This window comes from Microbacterium sp. LWH3-1.2 (assembly GCF_040675855.1).
Classification (GTDB): Bacteria; Actinomycetota; Actinomycetes; order Actinomycetales; family Microbacteriaceae; genus Microbacterium.
Genome location: NZ_JBEGIK010000001.1, coordinates 1,300,371 through 1,323,421 on the forward strand (window position 1 = coordinate 1,300,371; position 23,051 = coordinate 1,323,421).

Sequence of the window (23,051 nt, forward strand, 5' to 3'; positions counted from 1 at the left end):
TCCGTAGCGTCGTGACGAGACATCCGACGGACCACCCGTGAAGGAGAAGACGATGTCCACGACGATCACCGACACCGACACCGACACCGACATCGAGACCAGCGCCGAGGCCGACGTGACCGCGGCGCTCGCCGACCGGATCATGCAAGCCACGCTCGGCTGGTTCGACCTCATGGCCGTGCACCTGGGCTCGCAGCTCGGCTGGTACGCGGAGCTGTCGCGGGCCGACGGCCTCACCGCCGCCGAGCTCGCCGACGGCACCCATACCGACGCCCGCTATGCCCGGGAATGGCTCGAACAGCAGGCCGCGAACGGCATCCTGCTCACGGACGAGAACCCGGATGCCGCGTCCCGGCGCTTCCGCCTCGCACCGGGTGTGGCCGCGGTGCTGCTCGACCGCGGCAGCCGGTCGTACCTCGAACCCCTCGCCCGCATGGCCGCCGCGTCGGGGAGCCAGATCGACGCACTCGTCGATGCGTACCGCACCGGTGGCGGGGTCAGCTGGGAGCGGCTCGGCCGGCACGCTCGCGAGGCGCAAGCCGACATGAACCGCCCCTGGTTCGATGGGCTGCCCGCCCTCTTCGCGGGAGTCGAACGGCTCGACGCCGTCCTCCGGCGCCCCGATGCGCGGATCGCCGACCTCGGCTTCGGCGGAGGCTGGTCCTCGATCGCCCTGGCGAAGGCCTACCCGCACCTTCACGTCGTCGGCTTCGACATCGACGAGGCCTCCGTCGAAGCGGCACGCCAGAACGCCGCCGGGGCGGGAGTCGCCGACCGCGTCGAGTTCCTGCTGTGCGACGCGGCGCTGGTGGACGAGCACGGTCCGTTCGACGCGGTCTTCGCGTTCGAGTGCCTGCACGACATGCCGCACCCCGTTCAGGTGCTCGCCGCCGCGCGCGCGGCGGTCGCCGACGACGGGATCGTCGTCATCATGGACGAGGCGACTGAGGAGCGCTTCGCCGCGAACGCGAGCGAGCTCGAACGACTGCTCTACGGCTTCAGCCTCTTCGTCTGCCTGCCCGACGGTCGCTCGCACACACCGAGCGCCGGCACCGGCACGGTGATGCGCCCGTCGACCCTGCGCGGCTACGCGCGTTCGGCGGGGTGGTCCGACGTCAAGGTGCTGGTCCCCGAGTTCGGCCTCTGGCGCTTCTACGAGATCGTCTGAACCGTGGCGGCCCCGTCCCGAGCTCTTCGCGGCGGGGCTTGCGGGGTTGCGATCCCGCGGCCCTCCCAGCCGTTTGCAGGACTGTTCCGGAAGCTCTGCGCCTCGGTCGCGCTCGCCGCGGTCGGTCCCGAGAACGGTCGTGGCCATCGGACACAATGGGCGCATGGCCGACGCCGACGAACAGCTCGACGCGATCGCCGCCGAGCTCTACGCCCTCCCGCCGGCGGAGTTCACCGCGGCGCGCAACGCGCGCGCGGGCCTCGCGGCACCCGCGCTGGCCAAGCGGATCAAGGAGCTGCGCAAGCCCACCGTCTCCGCCTGGGCGGTCAACCTGCTTGCGCAGGGCGGGCAGCTCGCCGATGCGGTCGAGCTCTCGGCGGCCCTGCGCGAAGCGCAGGACGACCTCGACGCCGCCGAGCTCTCGCGCCTCAGCCGGCAGCGGCGGCAGCTCGTCGCGGCCCTCGCGAAGCAGGCGGTCGGACTCGCCGAAGAGGCGGGCGGCACTCTGAGCGCGACGGCTCGTGACGACGTCGCGGCGACGATCAACGCGGCGGTGATGGATGCTGCGGCCGCGGCCGCCGTCCTCACCGCGCGGCTCGTCAAGCCGCTGGAAGCGGGCGACATCGACCCGGCCGCGCTCGCCGCCGCGGTCGGCGGGACGCTCCCGGACGCGATCCCGGCGCCGCCGCCGCGGGACGACCTCGCCGAGCGCCGCGCGCGCAGGGCGGCGGAGAAGGCGGCGCGCGAAGCCGAGCGTCTCGCGAACGAGGCCGAGCGCGAGCTCGCTCGGGTCGACGCGCGCCGCGCGAAGGCGCAGGAACGGGTCGACCACGTGCGCGAGCGCATCGACGACCTCCGCCGCGATCTCGCCGCGCTCGAAGACGACGAGCGCGTGGCCACCGACAAGCTCGACGCCGTCGAGCGCGAGCGGTCCGAGGCCGCGGCGAGGTCCCGCGAGGCCGCCCAGGCTGCCGAGCGCGCCCGACTGGCCCTCGATGACGCCTGACCTGCGGCCGTCGCCAGGAGGCAGCATCCGTTCTTCTCAGGAGTCTCGTAGGGCCGGCTCGTAACGTGATCGGCATGGCGACTCCCGCACCTCTGGTGCCCGCGACGGCGTCCGACGAAGGTGAGATCACGGTCTCTGCGAGCGAGCTGCGGGAACTCAGGGACGAGCTGCAGCGCTTCATGATGGAGTACCGGTTCGGCCTGCAGGAGGTCGAGACGAAGATCGGCATCCTGCGCGACGAGTTCCTGCTGACGCACGACTACAACCCGATCGAGCACGTCTCGAGCCGCGTAAAGTCGCCCGACAGCCTCGTGGAGAAGGTGCAGCGCAAGGGCATCGACGGAGACTTCGCATCGATCCGCCGGAACATCACCGACATCGCCGGCATCCGCATCACCTGCAGCTTCACGGCCGACGTGTACCGCCTCTTCGATCTGCTCACCGCGCAGGACGACGTGCGGGTGCGGGGCGTCAAGGACTACATCGCGTCGCCCAAGTCCAACGGCTACAAGAGCCTGCACGCGATCCTCGAGGTGCCGGTGTTCCTGTCGACCGGCCGCATCGAGGTGCCGGTCGAGGTGCAGTTCCGCACCATCGCGATGGACTTCTGGGCGAGCCTCGAGCACAAGATCTACTACAAGTACGCGACGCGCGTGCCGGATGAGCTGCTCGAGAGCCTCAAAGACGCGGCCGAGACCGCCGCCGAGCTCGACGCGCGCATGGAGCGCCTGCACCGGCAGATCCGAGGCGGCGGCGCCACGGCGGTGCGCGGTGGCAGCGCCGACCGGGCCGCCCCCATGGCGATCCGCGAGATCACGGCCGCGACGGGTCGAGTCGAAGCGGCAGCGGATGCCGCGGACCTGCGCGGCGGGGACGCCGAGGTCCGACCCGTCTAGGCCGCGCGGGCGGGTTCAGCTCGCGAGGACGGCGGCCGCGCTCTCGAGGTAGTCCTCGACGCGGCGCGGGCCGAACACGGCGCTGTTCGCGATGTAGCCCTGCGCCAGCGCGGCGATCGAGCGGGCCGTCTCTGCGGCGAGGGTCTCGGCGGTCTGCTCGTCCGCGCTCTGCGCGCGCGCCCAGGGGCCGATCGCCAGAGCGAGGGAGGCGCGCAGTCGGGCAGCGGTGCGCAGCATCTCGTCGTGGACGCCGGGCTCGACCATCGCCTCGCCCCAGAACTGCAGGATGAGCGAGGGCGACAGCCCGACGTCGTCGAACATCGACAGCATCCCCCGCAGCGCCTGGCGCGGTGTCACGATCTCGCCGCCCCGACCCGCCCCTTCGAGGGCGTCGATGCGGGGAAGCAGATAGCGCCCGACGACATAGCGGGCGAGTTCGCCCTTGTTGGTGAAGTGCGAATAGATCGCACCGGTCGACAGGCCCGACTCGGCGACGATGTCGGCGATGGACGTGTCACGCACGCCGTTGCGCTCCAGGACGCGCAGTGCGGCGCGCGCGATCTCGTCGCGCCGCGCCTCGCGGTACTCCTTCGACACCTTGGGCATGGAAACAGAATACCGATTCTGTTATTCTCGCAAACAGAATCATCATTCTTTTTAGGAGGACGCGATGAACGCTCACCGTGAGACGGCATCGGGAGACGCCGCACCCGCCCGGCGCACGAAGTGGGGCGTCGCCGCGCTGTTCGGACTGGCCGGATCGCTGATCGTCGCCCTGATCGTGATGGCCTTCGTCTGGCCCGCCGCCACCTCGCAGCCGCAGAACCTGCCCGTCGGCATCTCCGGCCCCGAAGCAGCCGTCGCCGTCGTGGAAGACAAGCTCGCCGAGCAGGACCCTGCGCCGTTCGATCTCGACGAGGTCGACTCGCGCGACGACGCGGTGTCGAGGATCGAGTCGCGACAGCTCTACGGCGCGATCCTCCTCGGCGACGAGCCCGAGGTGCTGGTCGCCACCGCGGCGAGCCCGGTCGCCGCGCAGGCGCTGCGGGCGGTCGCCACGCAGCTGCAGTCGCAGATCGACACCGCCGCGAAGACCGCGCTCACGGACCAGCTCACGGCGATCGTCGGCGCGCTCACGGCCGGCCAGCCGCCCCGGCTTCCCGAAGGCGCGACCGGCGGGGTGCCCGAGATCCCGAAGGTCACCGTCACGGACGTCGTCCCGCTGGCCGACGGCGACAGCATCGGCGCCGGGCTCGCAGCATCCGTCTTCCCGATGGTGCTGGGCGGCATGCTCGGTGGCATCCTGCTGACGCTGCTGGTGCAGGGCATCGTCCGCCGCCTGGTGGGCCTCCTCGTCTTCGGCGTCGCGGCCGGCGCGCTGATCGCGCTGGTGATGCAGACCTGGTTCGGCATCCTCACCGGGGACTGGCTGCTCAACGCCGCGGTGCTCGGCCTCGGGGTGACGGCGACCTCCGCGCTCATCATCGGGCTCGCCGCGCTGATGGGCCCTCCGGGGATCGCGGTCGGCGCGATCATCACGATGTTCATCGCGAACCCGATCGCCGGTGCGGCGCAGCCGCCGCAGTTCCTCCCCGAGCCGTGGGGCACCGTGGGCCAGTTCTTCGTGCCGGGGGCATCCGCGAACCTGCTGCGCTCGGTGATGTACTTTCCGGATGCCTCCACCTGGGCGCAGTGGACGATCCTCGGCGTGTGGCTCGTGGGCGGGGTGGTCCTGGCGCTCATCGGCCACCAGCGCGACCGCGCCGAACTGACGCCGCCGGAGCGCCAGCTGGAGCACTGACAGCCCGCGACGGGGTCTCGGCGGGGTGACCCGGTGGCTAGTCTGTTCGCGTGGACGGTCTCACACCCGCGACGCTCCTGCTCATCCCGCTGATGGCGGTGCTCGCGCCTCTGCTTTCGCGAGGGCTCGGCCACTGGGTGCGGGTGCCGGTGGTGGTGTTCGAGCTGCTGCTCGGCATCCTGATCGGTCCGGCGGTGCTCGGATGGACGGGCCCCAGCCCCCTCGTCGCCACGCTGGCAAACTTCGGCCTCGCGATGCTGTTCTTCGTCGCCGGCACCGAGATCGAGTTCGGGTCGTTCCGCGGGCGGCTCGGCCGCCGCGCGTCACTCGGCTGGCTCCTCAGCCTCGCCGCCGGCATCGCCGCGGGCTGGCTGCTCGCCCCCGGTGAGGCCGCCATCGTGATCGGCGTCGCGCTGTGCTCGACCGCGCTCGGCACCCTCCTGCCGATCCTGCGGGACGCCGGCGAGCTGCCCACGCCGTTCGGCAAGGCGGTTGCGGCGATCGGCGCCGTCGGCGAGTTCGGACCCCTCATCGCCATCTCGATCTTCCTCGGCGGACGCGAGCCCGGGGTCTCCACCATCGTGCTCGCGCTGTTCGCGCTGTTCGCGGGCCTCGCACTCTGGCTCGCGTTCCGCGTGCCGCGCGGTGCGATGCACGCCTTCGTCAACTCGACGCTGCACACCTCCGGACAGTTCGCGATCCGCGTGGTCTTCGTGATCCTCGCCGCCCTCGTGGCGCTCAGCGTCATCCTCGACCTCGACATGCTGCTCGGGGCCTTCACCGCCGGCATCATCTGGCGCCTCCTCATGCGCGACGCATCCGAGCACGACCGTCACGCCGTCGAGAGCAAGATCGAAGGCGTCGCCTTCGGCTTCCTCGTGCCGATCTTCTTCATCTACACCGGCATCACCTTCGACCTGCAGTCGCTGCTCGACGACCCGGTGCTGTTCTGGCTCGTGCCCGTGGTGCTCGTCGCGCTGTTCGTGGTCCGCGGGCTGCCGTCGACCGTTGCGGCACCGGAGGGGTCGTCGCGCCGTGAGCGCCTCTCGATCGCGCTCCTGGGGGCGACCGGGCTCCCGATCATCGTCGCCGTCACCCAGATCGGCGTGGATGAGAAGATCCTCGACACCACGCAGCAGACCGTGCTCGTCGCCGGCGGCATGCTGTCGGTGCTGGTGTTCCCGCTCGTCGGCATGGCCTTGCGCGGCGAGCGGCTGAAGGCGAGCCCGTCCCTCCTGGACGACATGGCGTGAGCACCCTCGACCTCCTCGACGCCGCGCGCTCGCGGCTCGCCGACGCACCCCGCGAGGCACTCGGCGAGCTGGTCGTCCCGAAGCGCTTCCTCGGGGTGGCGCGCGCCCCGCGCATCGAGCGCCGTGGCGCGGCGTGGCACCTCGGGGTGCTGCTGCTCACCGACGACGCCGTCTTCGCGACCGGCGACATCCTCCGCGCCCGTCAGGAGGCCCGTCGCGGCTACACCGCCGAGTCGCAGCGGCACCGCGCCGAGCTCGCCGCCGCCGCCCGCCGCGGCGGCTTCGCGGAGGGAGAGACCGTGCACGTCGGATGGCGGATGCTGCAGCCCGGCGCGGTCGACAGGGGCGAGGCATCCGCTCCGCTGTTCCCTGCCGATGGCGTGCCCAGTGTGAGGTGGAGCGCCGCCGGGGGACTCATGCCCCTCGAGGCGTACCTCTCGGAGCGCGTCGCCCTGCTGCTCGACCCTCCGCGCGGTACGTGAGCCGGCTCGGTAACCGCCGCGAGACCTCGTGTCAAGAGCCCTCACCGAGGGGTGACGCCCGCCTTACCGTGTGGGTATGACCGCCAAGGACCTCGCCCGGCAGATCATCGTCATCAGCGCGTTCTGCTTCATGATCATCGCCGCGATGGTCGGCACCGGGCTGTTCGGCGGCACGCCCGTGCAGGACCTGCAGAACGGCGCGCTCGACCAGGACGGCTCGTACCTCGCACCGGCGCGACCCGCCTTCTCGATCTGGACCGCGATCTACCTCGGCCTGTTCGCCTACACGGTGTGGCAGGCGCTGCCGCGCCAACGCGACAGCGAGCGGCAACGGGCGCTCGGCTACCTCATCGCGGGCACGATGGCGCTCAACGGGCTGTGGCTTGTGACCGCCCAGTTCGGTTCGCTCGCGCTCACGGTGCTCGCGATCATCGTGCTGCTGGCGCTCCTGGGTGTCACGTTCAGCCGCACCGTCATCGAGCCCGCCGACGGCTGGGCCGACCGGCTGCTCGTCGACGGGGTCACGGGCCTGCACCTCGGCTGGGTGACGCTCGCGACCGTCGCGAACATCGCGGCCTGGCTGACGGCCATCGGCTCGCCGGAGTGGGAGTCGTCGGCGGACCTGTGGGGCGTCGTCGTGCTGATCGCCGTCGCCGCGATCGGACTCGGGATCGAGATCGCGAGCCGCTGGCGTCTCGCGCCCGCGCTCGCGCTCGCGTGGGGGCTGGTCTGGCTCGCGGTCGGCCGACTCGAGGGCGTACCCCACAGCGCCGCGATCGGCGTGACGGCGATCGTCGTGGGCGCCGTGATCCTCGGCACGGCGCTCGTCGGAGCCGCGGTGGGCGCGATGACCGCCGTCCGCAACGCCGAGGTGTGATCAGGCGGCCGCGAAACGGTCGGCGAACGCCCGCAGCAGACGGGTGGGTTCCGTGACGGATGCTGCGAGCACGCGTCCGGCGATCGCGTCGAAGTCCGCCGAATCGAAGTAGCCGTCGTCGCGGTACACCGCCATGCGCTCGGTGAACGCCTTCGCGGTCGGCTCGGGGTGGAACTGGGTCGCGTAGAGGCGGTCGCCTACGCGGTACGCCTGGACGGGGCATCCGTCGTTGCTCGCCAGGAGGACCGCGCCGGGCGGCAGGCTATCGGTGCCCTCCTTGTGGGCGGTGAGCGCTGTGAAGCGGTTGGCGAGACCGCCGAACAGCGGGTCGGCCGAGGCGTGCTTCGTCAGCTGCACCGCCACCGGGCCGGTGTCTTCGGGGAAGGCTCGGCTCACCGTGCCGCCGAGCGTGCGCGTGGCGATCCCGATGCCGTAGCAGGTGAAGAGAGCGGCGGGCCCGTCGCCCGTCGCGGTGCGCTCGGCGATGCGCGCGAGGCCCGCCTCGAGACGCCGCTGCGCGTCGGTCTTCGTCGACTCGGGGTCGGTGACGTTGAACGGGCTGCCGCCCACGAGGAACCCGGCGTAGCGCTCGAACACGTCGTCGGGGAGCGGCTCGCGCACCAGGTCGAGGTGGTCGAGGCGGTTCTCCTCGAGGTGCATCGCCGTGCGGAAGGACTCGTACTCGGCGGCCGCCGCACCCAGCTGCGGGCGCACGCAGACATAGAGCAGCGGCGCGGTCGTCATGCACGCAGTCTAGGTCTCCGCTCGGTCGAGCTGGGAGCTGCCCGAAACCGTAGGTATTCGTCGGGTATCCGCGTATCAAACCCGCACTATCGCGCTCGGGCATGGTGTGGACAGAATGGGCGCTATGACGCAGGCTGGCGCCGAACCCTCCGTCGACTCCGTGGAGCCGGCGCGATGGGAGCGCGCTGCCGCACTCTTCGTGCGCTGGCGCGAGGGCGACAGCCGTGCGATGGATGAGCTCGTCCGCCTGATGACGCCGCCGCTGTGGCACGTCGTCCGGGCGTACGGGCTCGACCATGCGTTGGCGCAGGACGTCGTGCAGACGACGTGGCTGACGCTCGTACGCCGTCACGAGACCATCAACGACCCGCTCGCGGTGTCGGGGTGGCTCACGATGTGCGCACGCCGCGAGGCGTGGCGGGTCGGCAAACAGCATCGGCGTGCCGATGCCACCGAGGCCGAGTCGCTCGAACCGCACCTTCCGGTCCACGAATCCGCCGAGCAGACGGCCGCGCAGGACGATGAGACCCATCGCCTCTGGACTGCGGTCGCCACGCTCAACGAACGATGCCAGCGCCTGCTGCGGATCGTCGCGTTCGAGGACCGACCCGACTATGCCCGCATCGCCGAAGACCTGGCGATGCCCATCGGATCGATCGGACCGACCCGCCAGCGCTGCCTCGCAAAGCTTCGCGCCGTTCTCGAGGACGACGGATGGAGAGGTGACGACGATGGAAACTGAGGACTTCGCGGCCGACGCCGCGCTCTTCGCACGCATGCGCCGTATGTGGGAGGACGTCGATCCCGTGCCGGCAGATCTGGTGGACCGCATGGTCGCCGCCGTCGCCGTCGAGGATCTGTCGCGCGAGTACGCGCTGCTGACACTCGTCGAGGGCACGCTGGCCGCGGTGCGCGGCGAGACCGACACCGCCACGCTGCAGTTCAGCGACGGCACGACCAGTGTGCTGCTGCACGTCACCGCCACCGAGAGCGGGGACAGGCGGGTGGACGGATGGGTGGATGCCACGGCTCTCGCCATCCGGCTGGTGCAGGGCGACCGCGAATGGTCGGCCGAACCGGGCGAGCACGGACGCTTCGCCCTCGAGGAGGTCACGCCTGGGGTGGCGCGACTTCGCCTGGTCGTGCGCGACGCCGACGGCGCGCTGCGCGACTTCCAGACCCCGCAGTTCGAAGTCTGATCCAGAGTCTGAAGAGAGGGAATCGGATGCCTCGGCCGAGGCATCCGATTCGTTGTGTGCAATGCCGAGTCATTCACGAAGGGGAATCATGCCTGACTCACAGAACCCGATCCGTCCGCGCCTGACGTGGCGTCAGCGGGAGGCCCGTACCATTCACGGTGCCATCCTCGACCCGGGCCTCGTGCCCGCAGGTGAGGCCTCCCCGACGGTCTACGAGCCGGACGTGCTGCTGATGTCGCCGTGGGCCAGGGTCGAGCGACCAGACGCCGAAGCCCGCGAAGCCGCCCGCGACGCCGACGCCTCGCAGGTCGACCCTCGCAGCGAGGCCCTCGACGAATTGGAGGCGGTGGCGACGAAGCTCGGGTGGACGGTGGCCGGCCTGCCGCTGGAGGACCCGGAGCGGGGCCCCGAGAGCTCCGACGACGAGACCGCCGAAAGAGCGGCGGCGCCCGCCGTGAGCAGGCGTCGTGACGGTGTCGCCCAGACGCAGCGGGTGCGGATCCGGGTGGCGCCCGATGCCCGGCCTGACGCGCCGCAGGTGCCGCCGGATGCGTGGCGCCTGCTCGTGGAGGCGAGGAAGACCGGGATCAGGGGTATGGGACTCAACCACCTGCTGACCACCGACGACCTCGGATCGAACCCCTTCAAGGGAAACCCGTTCAAGGGGAACCCCTTCAAGGGCAATCCGTTCAAGGGGAACCCGTTCAAGGGGAATCCCACGGGGCTGGAGGGCTATGCCTATCCGGGGTACGGGGGGCGCCAGCCCGTCGCGTTCGTGGGGCCGGACCTCACGCCCGCGTCGCGTCCGCTCGGGGAACGCCCGGTTGTCGCGATCCTCGATACGGGGTGTGGGGAACACCCGTGGCTGAAGAACGCCGTCATCACCGACGTGGCCAAGCTGTATGACGGCGAGATCGGCATCGTCGATCCCGTGTCGGATCCCGACACCCATCCCTCGCTCGGATCGCCCCTCGACGGCGTGGTCGACAGCGCCGCCGGGCACGGCACGTTCATCGCCGGCATCGTGCTGCAAGCCTGCCCGGAGGCGCGGATCCTTCCGGTGCGCGTAGCCGACGGAGAGGGCGTGATCCGGGAGAGCGAACTGCTCGGGGCACTCGGTCGCCTCGTGGCGATCGTCGAGGACGAGAAGGCGGGTCACCGCATCGATGTGGTGAATCTGTCGTGCAGCTACTACCACGAGTCTCCCGAGCAGGAATCGGTCGACAGCGAACTGTACGACCTGCTGCGCAGACTGCGGGCAGCCGGCACGGTGGTCGTGTGCTCGGCCGGGAACGACGCGACCGACCGGCCGGCCGCCCCGGCGTCGCTGCACCACTGGGAGGGGGCGGACTGCGGCATCGCGGACGAAGGCGACATCGCGCCGCTCGTGACCGTCGGCGCGCTGAACCCGTCGCTCGCCTCGGTGGCGCTGTTCTCGAATGTGGGCGCATGGGTGAAGACGTACGTTCGCGGGGTGTCGGTGCTGTCGACGGTCCCGACGAACTTCCAGGGCGGCATCCAACCCGATCTCGCCAGCGACGAGTACGGACGGCGGCGTCAGACCCTCGACATCGACGACTTCGGTTCGGGCTTCGCGGTGTGGAGCGGCACGTCGTTCGCCGCGCCCATCGTCGCCGGTCGCATCGCCGAGAAGCTCGTGGGGCCGCGGCCCGTCGCCGCGGCCGCCGCACCGGGCAAGAACCCGACGGTGGCGGCAGCGGTGGCGGCGGTGAAGGTCGTCACCGATGACGCAGACGAGAAGGACGTCTCTTTGCTCGAGAAGCGCATCGCACCCGCGGGTTGAGGCGCACCGGTGTCTCGATCGACACCCGCCGAGGTTCGCGCCATGCTGTGAGGATGACGCTGACCGCCGCCGAGCTGTACCGCCGTGGTCGGGCACATCTCAACGCGGGACGCAACGCGGCGGCGCGCCGCGAACTCACGCGCGCCGCCGCACGCACGGACGACCCGGATCTTCGGGCACGTATCGCCGGCTCGATGGCAGCCGTGGTGATACGCCAGGGAGATCCGCAGGCGGCCGCCCACCTGTGTGAGGAAGCACTCGCGTATCCCGGGCTGTCGGCGCAGACCTCCGCCATGCTTCACGGACAGCTCGGGCTGCTGGCGCTGGAGCGCGGCGCTCTCGATGAGGCGGTGAGCTGGCTCGACCGGGCGATCGACGGCATCGGCGACGAGGCCGAGCACCGGGCCCCGATGCTGCTCAATCGCAGCCTTGCCCACAGCCAGGCGGGCAGATTCCGTGCTGCCCGGGCGGACCTCGAACGCGCGGTACCGGACTATGCCGCGACGGGCAACGACGTCGAGCGCGCGATGGCGGTGCACAACGCGGGGTATGTGGCCCTGCTGGAGGGCGATCTGATCGCCGCACTGTCGACGATGGCGGCGGCACGGGATGCGCTCGCCGCCGCGTCCGCGGTGAATGCGGCCATCTGTGATCTGGACCGGGCGGAGGTGCTCCGCGATGCCGGTCTGGTCGCAGAAGCGGAGAGCAGCCTCGTTCGGGTGGCGCAGACGTTCGGCGCGAATCGGATGCCGCAGGCGCGCGCGGAAGCGGAGTTCCACCTCTCGCGGGCACTGCTCACGCACGCGCCCGAGCGTGCGGAGCAGGTCGCTCGAGGCGCCGCCCGGCGGTTCCGACGCGTGCGTTCGGAGTGGTGGGCGCTGCGCGCCGACGGCGTCCGGCTGCGGGCGGCTCTGCTCGCCTCGCTCCAGGACGGGCGAGCCGGTGGCCGGGCAGTCCCTGCCCCGGCCGGGTGGTCGGGACACGTCGACATCGACGAGGCGGATCGGATCGCCGACGCCCTTCGCGCGCACCTGCTCGACGCCGAGGCCGAGGCCGTCGAACTCACCGCCCGCCTATGGCGTGCGCGGACCGGGTCTGACGGCGGACCCGATGGACCCGTCCGGGTCCGCAGGAGCGCCCCGATCCAGCTCACCCTCCTCACACGCCAGGTGCAGGCCGCGCAGGCGCTTGCTCAAGGACGCGAAGGGCTGGCGCGGCAGCGCGCGGCCGCAGGCCTCGATGCCCTGAGCGACTGGCAGGCCTCTTACGGCAGCCTGGATCTCGCCACGTCGCTGGTGATGTACGGAGACGGCCTCGTCTACGCGGGCCTCCAGTCGGCGGTGCGCTCGATGCGGCCCGACGCGGTGTTCGAGTGGTCGGAGCGGGCGCGCTTCCTCAGCCAGCAGGTCGTTCCCCTGCGCCCGCCGCCCGACCCCGAACTCGCCACCGACCTTGCTGAGCTGCGCGCGCTGCGAGCAGAGGGCGGAGCGGATTGGCTGGCTTCCGAACGTGCGCGAGTGCTCGGCGAGCAACTGCGGCAGCGCCAGTGGGCGACCTCAGGCGCCGCCGGACGGCGACGGCGTGCCTCGTTGGCCGAGCTCCAAGCGGGCCTCGACGAGTCGACGGCCTCGGTGTCGTTCGTCTTCGACCGCACCGGGATGGTGGCGGTCGCGACGCGTCGCGACACCGCGCGCGTCGTGCGGATCGAACGGTGGCCGGAGGTCGCGCGCGCGGTCGCCGCACTGCGCGCGGAAGCCGATGTGAGCGCCGCGGTGCGTGGCGGTCCGATGGCGGCAGTGGTGCAGCGATCGCTCGATGAGCGGGTCGCCGCGCTGTCCGCTTCGCTTCTCGACCCGGTGATGGGCATCGTGGGTGACCGCAGGCTCGTGCTCACCGTGCCGGGTATTCTCGGCGGCATCCCGTGGGCGCTTCTCCCGGCGCTGCGCGGACGGGTGTTCACCGTCGCCACGTCGGCCTCGCAGTGGCTGGCGACGAGAGGGCAGGCTCCGGTACGTCGGGTGGCGCTCGCCGCGGGGCCCCGCGTCGAGCGTGCGGCCGAGGAGGTGGCGCGGGCCGCGGTCGCCTGGCCCGAGGCCCTCGTGCTTCGCGACGCGGACGCCTCTGTGGCCGCGTTGACGGCGGCCGCTTCGCACGCCGATCTGCTTCACGTCGCCGCGCACGGGCGGCACTCGGCGGAGCACCCGCTGTTCTCAGGCCTCCAACTGCACGACGGCACGCTGTTCGGCTATGACGTCGATCTCATCGAGAACGTGCCGCACACCGTCGTGCTGTCTGCGTGCGAGGTCGGTCGTTCCTCGATCCGCTGGCATGAAGAGGCGGTCGGGATGACGCGAGTGTGGCTGCATGCAGGAGCCCGAAGCGTGGTAGCGGCTCCCGTCGTCATCGCGGACGATGAAGCGTGCGAGCTGCTGGCTGCGATGCACGAGGGCCTGGCTGCGGGTATCGCACCCTCGGAGGCGCTGGCCGAGGCATCCCGGCGTACCGGCATCGTCGCCCCGTTCCAGGTGCACGGCGCCGGCTTCTGAGAATTTCCGCCGTCCATGTATCAGGACGGATGCGACGGGCTCCTGGTCAGCGGAACGGCTCGCGCATCCCGACGGGGGGTCGGGGAGCGGGGCGGAAGACCCTTGGGGAACGCAGATCGGGCTGCGGGTCTTCAGCGCCGATCCTTGAGGGGTGCCGCACTGGGGACTGGGGTGGCACCCCTCGTCCTCGCCCTCGGCGGCGCGGTCAGCCGCGCGAGGAGTTCGCCGTGCGGCCGCGCACGATCCCGACGAACGCGTCGACGGCGGGCGTCGTCCGGTCGGCGTCCCAGGCGAGTGCAACCGTCGAGATCGGTCCGTCGCGCAGCGGCCGGTACTCGACGTCCTTGCGGTGGTGCAGTCGCGCGAGCGACATGGGCACGACCACGATCCCCACGCCCGCCGCGACGGTGGCGATCGCCTCGCCCGTGTCCGCCGGAGCGGTGAACCGAGGGGCGAGCGTTCCAGGAAGACGGATGCCGAGCACGTCGTCGCCGGGAACGATGAGCACCTCGCCCTCGAGGTCGGCCGCGGCGAGCTCTTCGGCGGCGGTCAGGTGCGAATCCTTCGCGCACACGACGACGGGCACCTCGTCGTACAGCGGGATGACGTGGAGCCCGTCCTTGTCGATCGGCAGCCGCACGAGGGCCGCGTCGACCTCGCCGGCGCGCAGCGCCTGCCGCTGGTAGGCGAACGCCAGGGGCACGAGATCCAGGCTCGTGCGCGGCATCCGCTCCTTCCAGGTGTCGATCCACTTGCCGGGTGTCGCCCCGGGGATCGCGCCGAGGGTGAAGGTGGCGGGCATGGGTGCGTCGTCAGGCGGTGTCGGCGAGGGCCCGGGCGACGGCTGCGGCCGACGAGGCTTCGCGGGTTTCGCGTTCGCTGCGGAGCGGGATGCCGTGCCGGGGCGCTTGCCCGCGGAGCCGCGTCCTCGTCCGCCTGTGCGCGACCCGCCCTTCGCCATACCGTTCAGCGTAGCCCGGGCGATATCGTTCGCTCATGGTGACGATCCTCGCGACGGTCTTCGCGGCGCTGGCGGCGCTGCTGCACGTGTACATCTTCGTGATGGAGAGCGTGCAATGGACACAGCCCAAGATCTGGAAGCGCTTCGGCGTCGCGGATCAGGCCGCCGCCGACACCACGAAGCCGATGGCGTACAACCAGGGGTTCTACAACCTGTTCCTCGCGATCGGCGTGGTGATCGGGCTGGTCCTGATCTACGCGGGAGCCGACGGCTCGCCCGTGAGCGCCGCGGGCCTCGCGCTCGTGCTGTTCAGCCTGGGCTCGATGGTGGCGGCGGCGCTCGTGCTGCTGACGACGGGCGTGCGATACCTGCGCGCGGCGCTCATCCAGGGAACGCTGCCGCTCATCGGCTTCGTCCTCTTCCTGTTCGCCTGAGCGCTCAGTCGCACGCGCCCCACCGGCCGGCTCCGGATGCGACGGCATTCGCCTCGAGCGAGCGCAGGAGCGCCTCCTGGGTGCGATTCGGGGAGTAGACCTCGACGCGCGCGTCGCCCTGCGCCACGAGCTCGCCGTTGACGAAGCGGCCGTCGGGAGTCCAGACGTAGAGCAGCGTCCTGCCGTACTGGTCGTGCACCTCGGCATCGGGCGCCACCCAGATCGTCGATCCGGCCGGCACGAGGGCCGTGAGCCTCGCCGTCGCCTCCGATCCCCAGCAGTCGACCACGGGGGAGATCTCCGGAGTGTCGATGCCGAGGAGGCGCACGCGCGTCGACCCGAGGTCGCCGACGACCGCATTCGGCTCCGCGACGTGGGCGCGCAGCGTATCGCCGTCGTGGACTCTCTCCACGGTCATCTCGAACGCACCCGCCGGAATCGCGGGCATCGTCGCGGACCCGTCCGGGGCCGTGACGCCGACCTCGGCCGAATCGCTCTCACGCCCCAGGAACCACCACACTGCCGCGCCCGAGAGGACGAGCACGAGGATGCCGATGAGGACGCGTCTGACCACGTCACGAGCCTATGACGTACCCGCGACGTGTCGCGGCCGGGACTCAGGCCGCCAGGCGTAGTCCGCGCTTGTCGGTGGCGACGCGCTCGCCGTCGGCGATGGTCTGGTCGTCTCCGATGAGCGAGCCTCCCGCCACACGGGCGTCGTGACCGACCTGCGTGCGGACGCCGATCTTGGCACGCGGGCCGATGGCGGCACGAGGACCGATGTGGGCGTGGGGTGCGATCTCGACGTCGGGGCCGATCACGGCATCCGTCTCGACCCACACGCCACGGCCGACGTGCGCGCCTGCGGCGATCTGCACGCCCGGTTCGACATACGCCCCCGCTTCGACGACGGCGCTCGGGTGCACCTTCGCTCCATGCGCGATCAGGCCACGGCCATTGACGTGCTTGCGGTAGCGCAGCGTCTCGCCCTGGTCGTTCTCGATGTCGATGTAGTTCTTGCCCACGGTCCCCTCCTGGAGCAGCACAGAGTGCTGAGTACAGAAATAACCGTGGCGCGGGGAGAATCATTCCCGCGCATCGGAACGATTCGGTGACGGTCGACGAAGGCCCCGCATCCCAGGGAATGCGGGGCCTTCGAGGCGGAATCGAGTCACCGCGCCACGTACTCGTCGGCGGCCGAGAGCGCCCGGTCGATCACGTCGAGGCCGCGCATCAGTTCATCCTCGGTGATCACGAGCGGCGGGGCCACGTGGACGCGGTTGAAGTGCGTGAACGGCCACACACCGTCGCGCTTGCACGCCGCAGCGACGGCGGCGACGGGTGCGGCATCCGTCCCGCTCGCATTGAACGGCACGAGCTGTTCGCGCGTCTCGCGGTCCTTGACGAGTTCGATCGCCCAGAAGAGGCCCATGCCGCGCACGTCGCCGACGGACGGATGCCGCGCCGCGAGGTCGCGGAGGCGAGGCTCGACCACGCGCGAGCCGAGGTCGCGCACGCGCTCGAGGATGCCGTCGCGCGCGAAGACCTCGAACGTCGCCACGCCTGCGGCGCACGCGAGCGGGTGACCCGAGTATGTCAGCCCGCCGGGGAACGCGACCGTGTCGAAGTGCGCCGCGATGGGGTCGGAGATCACGACGCCGCCGAGCGGCACGTAGCCCGAGTTCACGCCCTTCGCGAAGGTGATGAGGTCGGGCTGCACGTCGAACGCCTGGAAGGCGAACCATTCGCCCACGCGTCCGAAGCCGACCATGACCTCGTCGGCGATGTAGACGATGCCGTAGCGGTCGCACAGCGCGCGCACGCCGGCGAGGTAGCCGGGCGGCGGGATCAGCACGCCGTTCGTGCCGACGATCGTCTCGATGACGATGGCGGCGATGGTCGAGGCACCCTCGAGCACGATGGTCTGCTCGAGGTGCTCGAGGGCGCGCTGGGTCTCCTCCACGGGGGTCGACGAGTGGAACGCCGAGCGGTAGAGGTACGGGCCGAAGAACTTGGCCGTCGAGCCGTCGCCAGGCTCGTTCGGCCAGCGCCGCGGGTCGCCGGTGAGCGAGATCGCGGTCGTGGTGTTGCCGTGGTAGCTGCGGTACATCGACAGCACCTTGCGGCGGCCGGTGACCAGGCGCGCCATGCGCACGGCGTTCTCGTTCGCGTCGGCGCCGCCGTTGGTGAAGAACACCTTCTCGAACCCGTCGCCCGCGACCTCGGCGATGCGCCGGGCCAGCTCGCCGCGCACGTCGTTCGCCAGCGACGGCTGGATCGTCGCCAGGCGGCCGGCCTGCTGCTGGATGGCCGCGACGAGATCCGGATGCTGGTGCCCGAGGTTGAGGTTCACCAGCTGCGAGCTGAAGTCGAGGTAGGCGTTGCCCGAGTAGTCCCAGAAAGTGGAGCCCTCGCCCGCCGCGATGGGCAGGGGATCGATGAGCGCCTGCGCGCTCCACGAGTGGAACACGTGGCCTCGGTCGTCCGCGCGAACGCGGGCATCGGCCTCCGGGTCGGGAAGTGGCCGGGCTACGCCGGTGGGGTCGGTGTAGACGGCGGTGTCTGCGAGCGTGTCGGTCATGGGATCGGTCCTTTCTCCCGGTCGTTGAGCGAGCGAGGAGCGTGGTCGTTGAGTGAGCTTGCGAGTCGAAACGCAGAGTCGAAACGCGTCAGCCCCTGCGCACAACGCCGAGTGCAGCGGCTGGGGTCAGTTGTTCTGGGGGAAGCCGAGGTTGATGCCGCCGTGGCTGGCGGGGTCGAGCCAGCGGCTGGTGATGGCCTTCTCGCGGGTGAAGAAGTCGAATCCGTGGACGCCGTAGGCTTTCGCGTCGCCGAACAGGGAGGCCTTCCAGCCGCCGAAGGAGTGGTAGGCGACGGGGACGGGGATGGGCACGTTGATGCCGATCATGCCGACCTGCACCTCGTTCTGGAACCGGCGGGCGGCACCGCCGTCGTTGGTGAAGATCGCGGTGCCGTTGCCGAACTGGCCACTGTTGATCAGGTCGAGGCCCTCGTCGTAGGAGGCGACGCGCACGACGGACAGCACCGGCCCGAAGATCTCCTCCTGGTAGGCGCGGCTGGTGGTGGGGATCTCGTCGATCAGGGTGGGGCCGAAGAAGAACCCGCCCTCATGTCCGTCCACCGTGTAGCCACGGCCGTCGACGACGATGGTGGCACCATCGGCTTCGGCGATGTCGACATAGGAGGACACCTTGTCACGGTGGATGTCGGTGATCAGCGGCCCCATGTCCGGCTCGACACCGTCCACCCCCGCCCCGTTGCCGATCTTGAGCGTGCCGATGCGGTCGGCGATCTTCGCGATAAGCTCGTCCGCGACCGGCTCGACGGCGAGGACCACGCTGATGGCCATGCAGCGTTCCCCGGCGGCACCGTACCCGGCGTTCACCGCCTGGTCGGCGACCAGGTCCAGGTCCGCGTCCGGCAGCACCAGCATGTGGTTCTTCGCACCGCCCAGCGCCTGCACCCGCTTGCCGTGCTTGGAGGCGGTCTCGTAGATGTACTGCGCGATCGGCGTGGACCCGACGAACGAGATCGACTGCACCACCGGGCTCGTCAGCAGCCCGTCCACGGCCAGCTTGTCGCCCTGCAGCACCGTGAACACGCCGTCGGGGAGCCCGGCTTCCTGCCACAGCTCCGCCAGCCACAGCGCCGCCGACGGGTCCTTCTCACTGGGCTTGAGGATCACCGCGTTGCCCGCGGCGATCGCGATCGGCACGAACCACAGCGGCACCATCACCGGGAAGTTGAACGGCGAGATCACCCCCACCACCCCCAGCGGCTGCTTCAGCGAGTACACATCGATCCCGGTCGACGCGTTCTCACTGAACGCACCCTTGATCAGATGCGGGAACCCGCACGCCAGCTCCACCACCTCTTGACCGCGCAGGATCTCACCCATCGCGTCCGAGAGCACCTTGCCGTGCTCCGCGGTCACGATCTCCGCCAACTCGCCCTTGCGGGCGTTCAGCAGCTCCCGGAAGGCGAACAACACCGACTGACGCTTCGCGATCGAGAACTCCTTCCACACCCGGAACCCGGCCTCGGCCGACGCGATCGCCCCGTCGATCTCCGCCTCATCCGCGAGGGCCACCCGCGCCGAGACCGCGCCCGTGGCGGGGTTGTACACCGGCGCCGTCCGACCCGACGACGACGCATGCTCGGCCCCGTCGATCCAATGCGAGATGACGCGGACGTCGGCGTCGGCGCCGGTCATGGCGACGGAGGTGTCGGTGATGCTCATGGGAGTTCCTTCTCGGAGTCGGACAGATCGTGCGGCGATCCTCTAGGCTTGGCATGTCCCAGCCTGTCAGAGAAGAAGGGGCGACCACGGTGCCTGACCGTCGCGAAGATCGGACGATCCACACGGATCGTCCGGCAGATCGATCCGCAGATGAAATCCTCCCGACCGTGCGCGATGTGATCGCGCTGGACGCGGTCGCGCAGGGTGTTCCCGAAGTGCTCGTCGGCGACGACGCGCTCGATGCGCGCGTGCGATGGCTGCACGTGTCCGACAGCGCGGGCGTCGCGCGCCTGCTGAACGGCGGCGAACTGCTGCTGTCGACCGGCTCGTCGTGGCCGATCGAGCCCGCCGAGCTGCGTCGGTTCATCGACGAGCTCGCTGACGCAGGACTCTCCGGCCTCGTGCTCGAACTGGGTACGCACTATCGCTACGTCCCCGCCGTGGTCGTGGAGGCTGCTCGCGACCGCGGCCTCGCCCTCGTCGTGCTCCACCGCGAGCTCAAGTTCGTCACGGTCACCGAGGCAGTCCACAGTCGCATCATCACAGGGCAGACCGACGCGCTGCGCGCCCGCGACGAGGTGCGCGAGCGCTTCACGGCGCTGGTGCTGCGCGGATCGCCCGCGGACTTCATCGTCCACCAGCTCGCGCAGACCCTCGGCGCGCCCATCGTGCTCGAGAACCTGGCCTACGAGGTCGTGGCCTCAGAGGTTCCCCTCGCGATGGAGGAGGAGCTCTTCACCGAGTGGGAGCTCCGGTCGCGCTCCGCCCACCGGCGTTGCGAGCAGCGCCGCGAGCGTGGCATCCCGGCCGGCGCGGACGACTGGCTGATCGTCCCGGTCGAGGCACGCGGCATCCGCTGGGGGAATCTCATCGCGCTGCCCGGGCCCGAGCACGCTGCGGGGCGCATGGCCGTGCTCGAGCAGGGTGCGATCGCCCTCGCGGTCGGCCGGCTCGCAGACGGCGATGCCGACGAATGGGCGCGTATCGGCCGGCGTCGTCTGGTGGATGGGCTGCTCGCCGGGCGCTTCGCCGGTGTCGGCGGCGCCGCCGCTCGTCTTGAGGCCGCCGGCCTTCCGTTACGAGGGGCCAAGCTTTACGGACTGGTCGTGTCGGGAGCCCCGGTCGCAGTGGAGCGAGCGGATGCTGCGGCCCGTACCCTGCGAGGGCGCGCGCTTGCGGGCTCGGCGCCTGCGGGTGTCGCCGCCCCCGCGGCGACGATGCTGGTCTCGTTGCCGCCGGACGCCGTGTTCGACGATGCCGCCGTGGTCGATTTCGTGCGCGCGCTCGTCGACGCCGGCGACGTGGAGCGCGTGACGGTGTCAGTGGGACGCGGTGCCGAAGGCATCGACGCCGCGCTCGCCTCGGTGCACGAGGCGGTGGATCTCGCGGGCGGCCGACGGCGTCGCCCGGGACGCGGTCCGCATCTGCGTCGCGCCGAGAACCGCCCGCTCGTGCAGTTGGTGACCGCCCTGCGCGACGACCACCGCGTGCTCGAGCACGGCGAGCGGATGCTGGCCCCGCTGATCTCCTACGACCTGTCTCGGTCGGGCGACCTGCTCGACGTTCTCGAGGCGATGCTCGCTCACCCGGGCAACCGCACGGCGGCGGCCGGAGCATCGCATCTGTCCCGGTCTGTGTTCTATCAGCGGATCGCCCTCATCGAGGAGCTGCTCGGCTCCGATCTCGACGACGGTGAGACTCAGACCGCGCTGCACCTCGCGCTGCTGGTGCGGAGGTCGGCAGGACGCTGAAGGGCTCAGCCGGCGATGTAGACCTTGCGCAGTGTCTCGGTCACCGTCCAGACCGTGCGCATCCCGGCCGTCAGGCGTACCACCGACCCCGCGCGGAGCTCGATCGGCTCGAGTGCCAGATCATCGAACGACACCGTCGCCGAGCCGGAGAGCACGACGAAGACCTCGTCCGTCTCGACGTCGGTCGACGTGCCGGGCGTGTGCTCCCACACCCCGATGGTCTCGGTCAGCTCGGCGTGGCCGGTCGCCGGGGTGCCCTCCACCACCTGGTCGGCGGGCAGCGGTTCCAGGTCGAGTGCGAGGGACGCGGCATCCGTCACGATTGCGGGGTTCACGAGTCGAATCCCAGGCCCAGCGCATCGAGCGTCTTCAGCAGGAGGTTGCGCTTGCCCTTGTTGTGGTCGGCACGGTCGAGCGACCAGCGGGTCGCGTTGATGCCCATCGACGCGGCGGGCTCGGGCGGGAACGGGAGCGGCCGCTTGCGGACCATCTCGAGCTCTGTGCGTTCGTTCTTGACGCCGTCGAGCAGATCGAGCATGACCTCGCCGGCGAAGCGGGTCGATCCGACGCCGAGTCCCGTGAAGCCCGCGGCGTACGCGACGCGGCGGTCCCGGGCGGTGCCGAAGAACGCCGTGAACTGGGTCGACGTGTCGATCGCTCCGGCCCACTGGTGCGTGAAGCGCAACCCTTCGAGCTGCGGGAAGGTGGTGAAGAAATGACTCGCGAGCTTGGCCCAGGTCTCGGGCCGGTTCTCGTACTCGGCGTTCATCTTGCGGCCGTACCGGTAGATCGCGTCGTAGCCGCCGAACAGGATCCGGTTGTCCTTGGTGATCCGGTAGTAGTGGAACTGGTTCGCCATGTCGCCGATTCCCTGGCGGTCTTGCCAGCCGATCGAGTCGACCTGCGCGCCGGTGAGCGGCTCCGTCATGAGCACGTAGTCGTAGACGGGGACCGTCATGAGCCGGTTGCGCTTGATGAGCGACGGGAAGACGTTCGTGCCGAGCGCAGCATGGGACGCCTCCACCCGCCCGTCGGGGGTGATCACGACCACACCGGGTCCGCTCGTGTCGAGCCCGGTCACGTGCGAGCGCTCGAAGATCACGACGCCACGCTCCTCGCAGACGCGAGCGAGCTCGGCGGCCATTCGCGCGGGGTGGACCATGCCGCACGCGTTCTTCTCCCAGACCGCCGCGAGGTACGTGGGGGAGTGGACGGATGCCTGGGCCTCGGCCTGATCGAGATAGACCACGCCCTCCTCGCCGTCGGCTGCCCACTCCTTCAGCCACTCCACCTGGTGCGGCTCGACGGCCGGAGCGAGCTGTCCCGTGCGTTCGAACTGGAAGTCCATGCCGAATCGGGCCTCGGACGCCTCGATCGCATCCAGGTTCTCATGGCCCAGGCGGTCGAGGGTCGGCATCTCCTTCGGCCAGCGGGCCATGCCGTTCTCGTGGCCGTGGGTGAGACTGGCCTCGCAGAATCCGCCGTTGCGACCGGACGCTGCCCACCCGATGCGCTGCGCCTCGACGACGACGACCTTCGCGTCGGGGTCGCGCTCGGTCGCGAGAAGCGCCGTCCACAGCCCGGTGTAGCCGCCGCCGACGACGACCAGGTCGGCGCGGTGCGTGCCGACGAGCGCGGGTCGATCGGGCAGGAGGCTGTCGGGAAGGTCGTCGCGCCAGAACACCGAGTGCCTCGCCTGGGCGAGGGAGTGCTGGACGACGGATGCTGCCGGCCGCTGTCGTTCGAAGACGGTCGTGCCCACGGTTATCAACTCCGATGCGGTGTGTGGTGCTCCCATCCTCACCCGTCGGCCGAGTCGATGCAGGCCCTCCGTGTCGGAAGTTGTCCGGCGGGCCGGACAGGTTGTC

22 protein-coding genes are annotated in these 23,051 nt (G+C 70.7%); 13 read left to right on the forward strand and 9 right to left on the reverse strand.

From position 1 onward, the window contains the following. The first annotated feature begins 52 nt into the window (after positions 1-52). From MRBLWH3_RS06085 to MRBLWH3_RS06095, 3 genes are all read left to right on the forward strand, one after another. On the forward strand, positions 53-1,168 hold the full coding sequence (locus tag MRBLWH3_RS06085; RefSeq protein ID WP_363429663.1) for an SAM-dependent methyltransferase: 1,116 nt from the start codon (positions 53-55) through the stop codon (positions 1,166-1,168). Positions 1,169-1,331: 163 nt separating this feature from the next. Continuing rightward, entirely contained in the window at positions 1,332-2,174 is an 843-nt protein-coding gene (locus tag MRBLWH3_RS06090; RefSeq protein ID WP_363429665.1) for a transposase, read from the forward strand. A 74-nt stretch (positions 2,175-2,248) separates the two neighbouring features. After that, positions 2,249-3,070: a GTP pyrophosphokinase gene (locus MRBLWH3_RS06095; protein ID WP_363429667.1), complete on the forward strand. Its 822-nt coding sequence runs from the start codon at positions 2,249-2,251 to the stop codon at positions 3,068-3,070. Positions 3,071-3,085: 15 nt separating this feature from the next. Here the strand turns inward: MRBLWH3_RS06095 and MRBLWH3_RS06100 are convergent, their stop codons facing one another. After that, positions 3,086-3,676, reverse strand: coding sequence for a TetR/AcrR family transcriptional regulator (locus MRBLWH3_RS06100; protein WP_363429669.1), 591 nt, complete (start codon positions 3,674-3,676; stop codon positions 3,086-3,088). Between the two features lie 64 nt (positions 3,677-3,740). Between MRBLWH3_RS06100 and MRBLWH3_RS06105 the strand changes: the two genes are divergently transcribed. The 4 genes from MRBLWH3_RS06105 to MRBLWH3_RS06120 all read left to right on the forward strand — a co-directional run bounded on the left by MRBLWH3_RS06105 (position 3,741) and on the right by MRBLWH3_RS06120 (position 7,483). Next, positions 3,741-4,871, forward strand: a complete 1,131-nt coding sequence (locus MRBLWH3_RS06105; RefSeq protein WP_363429671.1) for a hypothetical protein — start codon at positions 3,741-3,743, stop codon at positions 4,869-4,871. Positions 4,872-4,921: 50 nt separating this feature from the next. Beyond that, entirely contained in the window at positions 4,922-6,124 is a 1,203-nt protein-coding gene (locus MRBLWH3_RS06110; RefSeq protein WP_363429673.1) for a cation:proton antiporter, read from the forward strand. Then, positions 6,121-6,606, forward strand: coding sequence for a glutaminase (locus MRBLWH3_RS06115; protein ID WP_363429675.1), 486 nt, complete (start codon positions 6,121-6,123; stop codon positions 6,604-6,606). Before MRBLWH3_RS06110 ends, MRBLWH3_RS06115 begins: the two co-directional genes overlap by 4 nt. Before the next feature lie 76 nt (positions 6,607-6,682). Then, entirely contained in the window at positions 6,683-7,483 is an 801-nt protein-coding gene (locus tag MRBLWH3_RS06120) for a tryptophan-rich sensory protein (RefSeq protein ID WP_363429677.1), read from the forward strand. On the opposite strand, the gene MRBLWH3_RS06125 is transcribed toward MRBLWH3_RS06120, so the two are convergent. Continuing rightward, on the reverse strand, positions 7,484-8,227 hold the full coding sequence (locus MRBLWH3_RS06125; RefSeq protein WP_363429679.1) for a glutamine amidotransferase-related protein: 744 nt from the start codon (positions 8,225-8,227) through the stop codon (positions 7,484-7,486). Positions 8,228-8,351: 124 nt separating this feature from the next. On the opposite strand from MRBLWH3_RS06125, the gene MRBLWH3_RS06130 reads away from it, so the two are divergent. The 4 genes from MRBLWH3_RS06130 (at position 8,352) to MRBLWH3_RS06145 (ending at position 13,776) form a co-directional block, all read left to right on the forward strand. Then, on the forward strand, positions 8,352-8,969 hold the full coding sequence (locus MRBLWH3_RS06130; RefSeq protein WP_363429681.1) for an RNA polymerase sigma factor: 618 nt from the start codon (positions 8,352-8,354) through the stop codon (positions 8,967-8,969). After that, positions 8,959-9,426, forward strand: coding sequence for a hypothetical protein (locus MRBLWH3_RS06135; RefSeq protein ID WP_363429683.1), 468 nt, complete (start codon positions 8,959-8,961; stop codon positions 9,424-9,426). The genes MRBLWH3_RS06130 and MRBLWH3_RS06135 overlap by 11 nt, the downstream gene beginning before the upstream one ends. 88 nt (positions 9,427-9,514) lie before the next feature. Further along, on the forward strand, positions 9,515-11,230 hold the full coding sequence (locus MRBLWH3_RS06140; RefSeq protein WP_363429685.1) for a S8 family peptidase: 1,716 nt from the start codon (positions 9,515-9,517) through the stop codon (positions 11,228-11,230). Between the two features lie 53 nt (positions 11,231-11,283). Beyond that, complete coding sequence (locus MRBLWH3_RS06145) at positions 11,284-13,776, forward strand: CHAT domain-containing protein (RefSeq protein WP_363429687.1); 2,493 nt, start codon at positions 11,284-11,286, stop codon at positions 13,774-13,776. A 205-nt stretch (positions 13,777-13,981) separates the two neighbouring features. Here the strand turns inward: MRBLWH3_RS06145 and MRBLWH3_RS06150 are convergent, their stop codons facing one another. Beyond that, entirely contained in the window at positions 13,982-14,578 is a 597-nt protein-coding gene (locus MRBLWH3_RS06150) for a LysR substrate-binding domain-containing protein (RefSeq protein ID WP_363429689.1), read from the reverse strand. A 194-nt stretch (positions 14,579-14,772) separates the two neighbouring features. On the opposite strand from MRBLWH3_RS06150, the gene MRBLWH3_RS06155 reads away from it, so the two are divergent. After that, complete coding sequence (locus MRBLWH3_RS06155; protein ID WP_363429691.1) at positions 14,773-15,171, forward strand: DUF1304 domain-containing protein; 399 nt, start codon at positions 14,773-14,775, stop codon at positions 15,169-15,171. A 4-nt stretch (positions 15,172-15,175) separates the two neighbouring features. Here the strand turns inward: MRBLWH3_RS06155 and MRBLWH3_RS06160 are convergent, their stop codons facing one another. The 4 genes from MRBLWH3_RS06160 to MRBLWH3_RS06175 all read right to left on the reverse strand — a co-directional run bounded on the left by MRBLWH3_RS06160 (position 15,176) and on the right by MRBLWH3_RS06175 (position 19,432). After that, the gene (locus MRBLWH3_RS06160; RefSeq protein ID WP_363429693.1) at positions 15,176-15,745 is read right to left on the reverse strand and encodes a thermonuclease family protein; all 570 of its coding nucleotides are present in this window, start codon (positions 15,743-15,745) and stop codon (positions 15,176-15,178) included. A gap of 43 nt (positions 15,746-15,788) precedes the next feature. After that, positions 15,789-16,196, reverse strand: coding sequence for a transferase (locus tag MRBLWH3_RS06165; RefSeq protein WP_363429695.1), 408 nt, complete (start codon positions 16,194-16,196; stop codon positions 15,789-15,791). A gap of 146 nt (positions 16,197-16,342) precedes the next feature. Next, positions 16,343-17,752 carry an aspartate aminotransferase family protein gene (locus tag MRBLWH3_RS06170; RefSeq protein ID WP_363429696.1) on the reverse strand — a complete coding sequence of 470 codons (1,410 nt, stop codon included), beginning with the start codon at positions 17,750-17,752 and terminating at the stop codon, positions 16,343-16,345. Positions 17,753-17,878: 126 nt separating this feature from the next. Continuing rightward, the gene (locus MRBLWH3_RS06175; RefSeq protein ID WP_363429698.1) at positions 17,879-19,432 is read right to left on the reverse strand and encodes a CoA-acylating methylmalonate-semialdehyde dehydrogenase; all 1,554 of its coding nucleotides are present in this window, start codon (positions 19,430-19,432) and stop codon (positions 17,879-17,881) included. 167 nt (positions 19,433-19,599) lie between these two features. Here MRBLWH3_RS06175 and MRBLWH3_RS06180 point away from each other — a divergent pair, with 167 nt between their 5' ends. Further along, on the forward strand, positions 19,600-21,183 hold the full coding sequence (locus tag MRBLWH3_RS06180; protein ID WP_363429700.1) for a PucR family transcriptional regulator: 1,584 nt from the start codon (positions 19,600-19,602) through the stop codon (positions 21,181-21,183). Between the two features lie 5 nt (positions 21,184-21,188). Here MRBLWH3_RS06180 and MRBLWH3_RS06185 read toward each other — a convergent pair whose 3' ends face one another. Continuing rightward, positions 21,189-21,518, reverse strand: coding sequence for a cupin domain-containing protein (locus MRBLWH3_RS06185; protein WP_363429702.1), 330 nt, complete (start codon positions 21,516-21,518; stop codon positions 21,189-21,191). Beyond that, positions 21,515-22,945, reverse strand: coding sequence for an NAD(P)/FAD-dependent oxidoreductase (locus MRBLWH3_RS06190; protein ID WP_363429704.1), 1,431 nt, complete (start codon positions 22,943-22,945; stop codon positions 21,515-21,517). The genes MRBLWH3_RS06185 and MRBLWH3_RS06190 overlap by 4 nt, the downstream gene beginning before the upstream one ends. Positions 22,946-23,051: the final 106 nt, after the last annotated feature.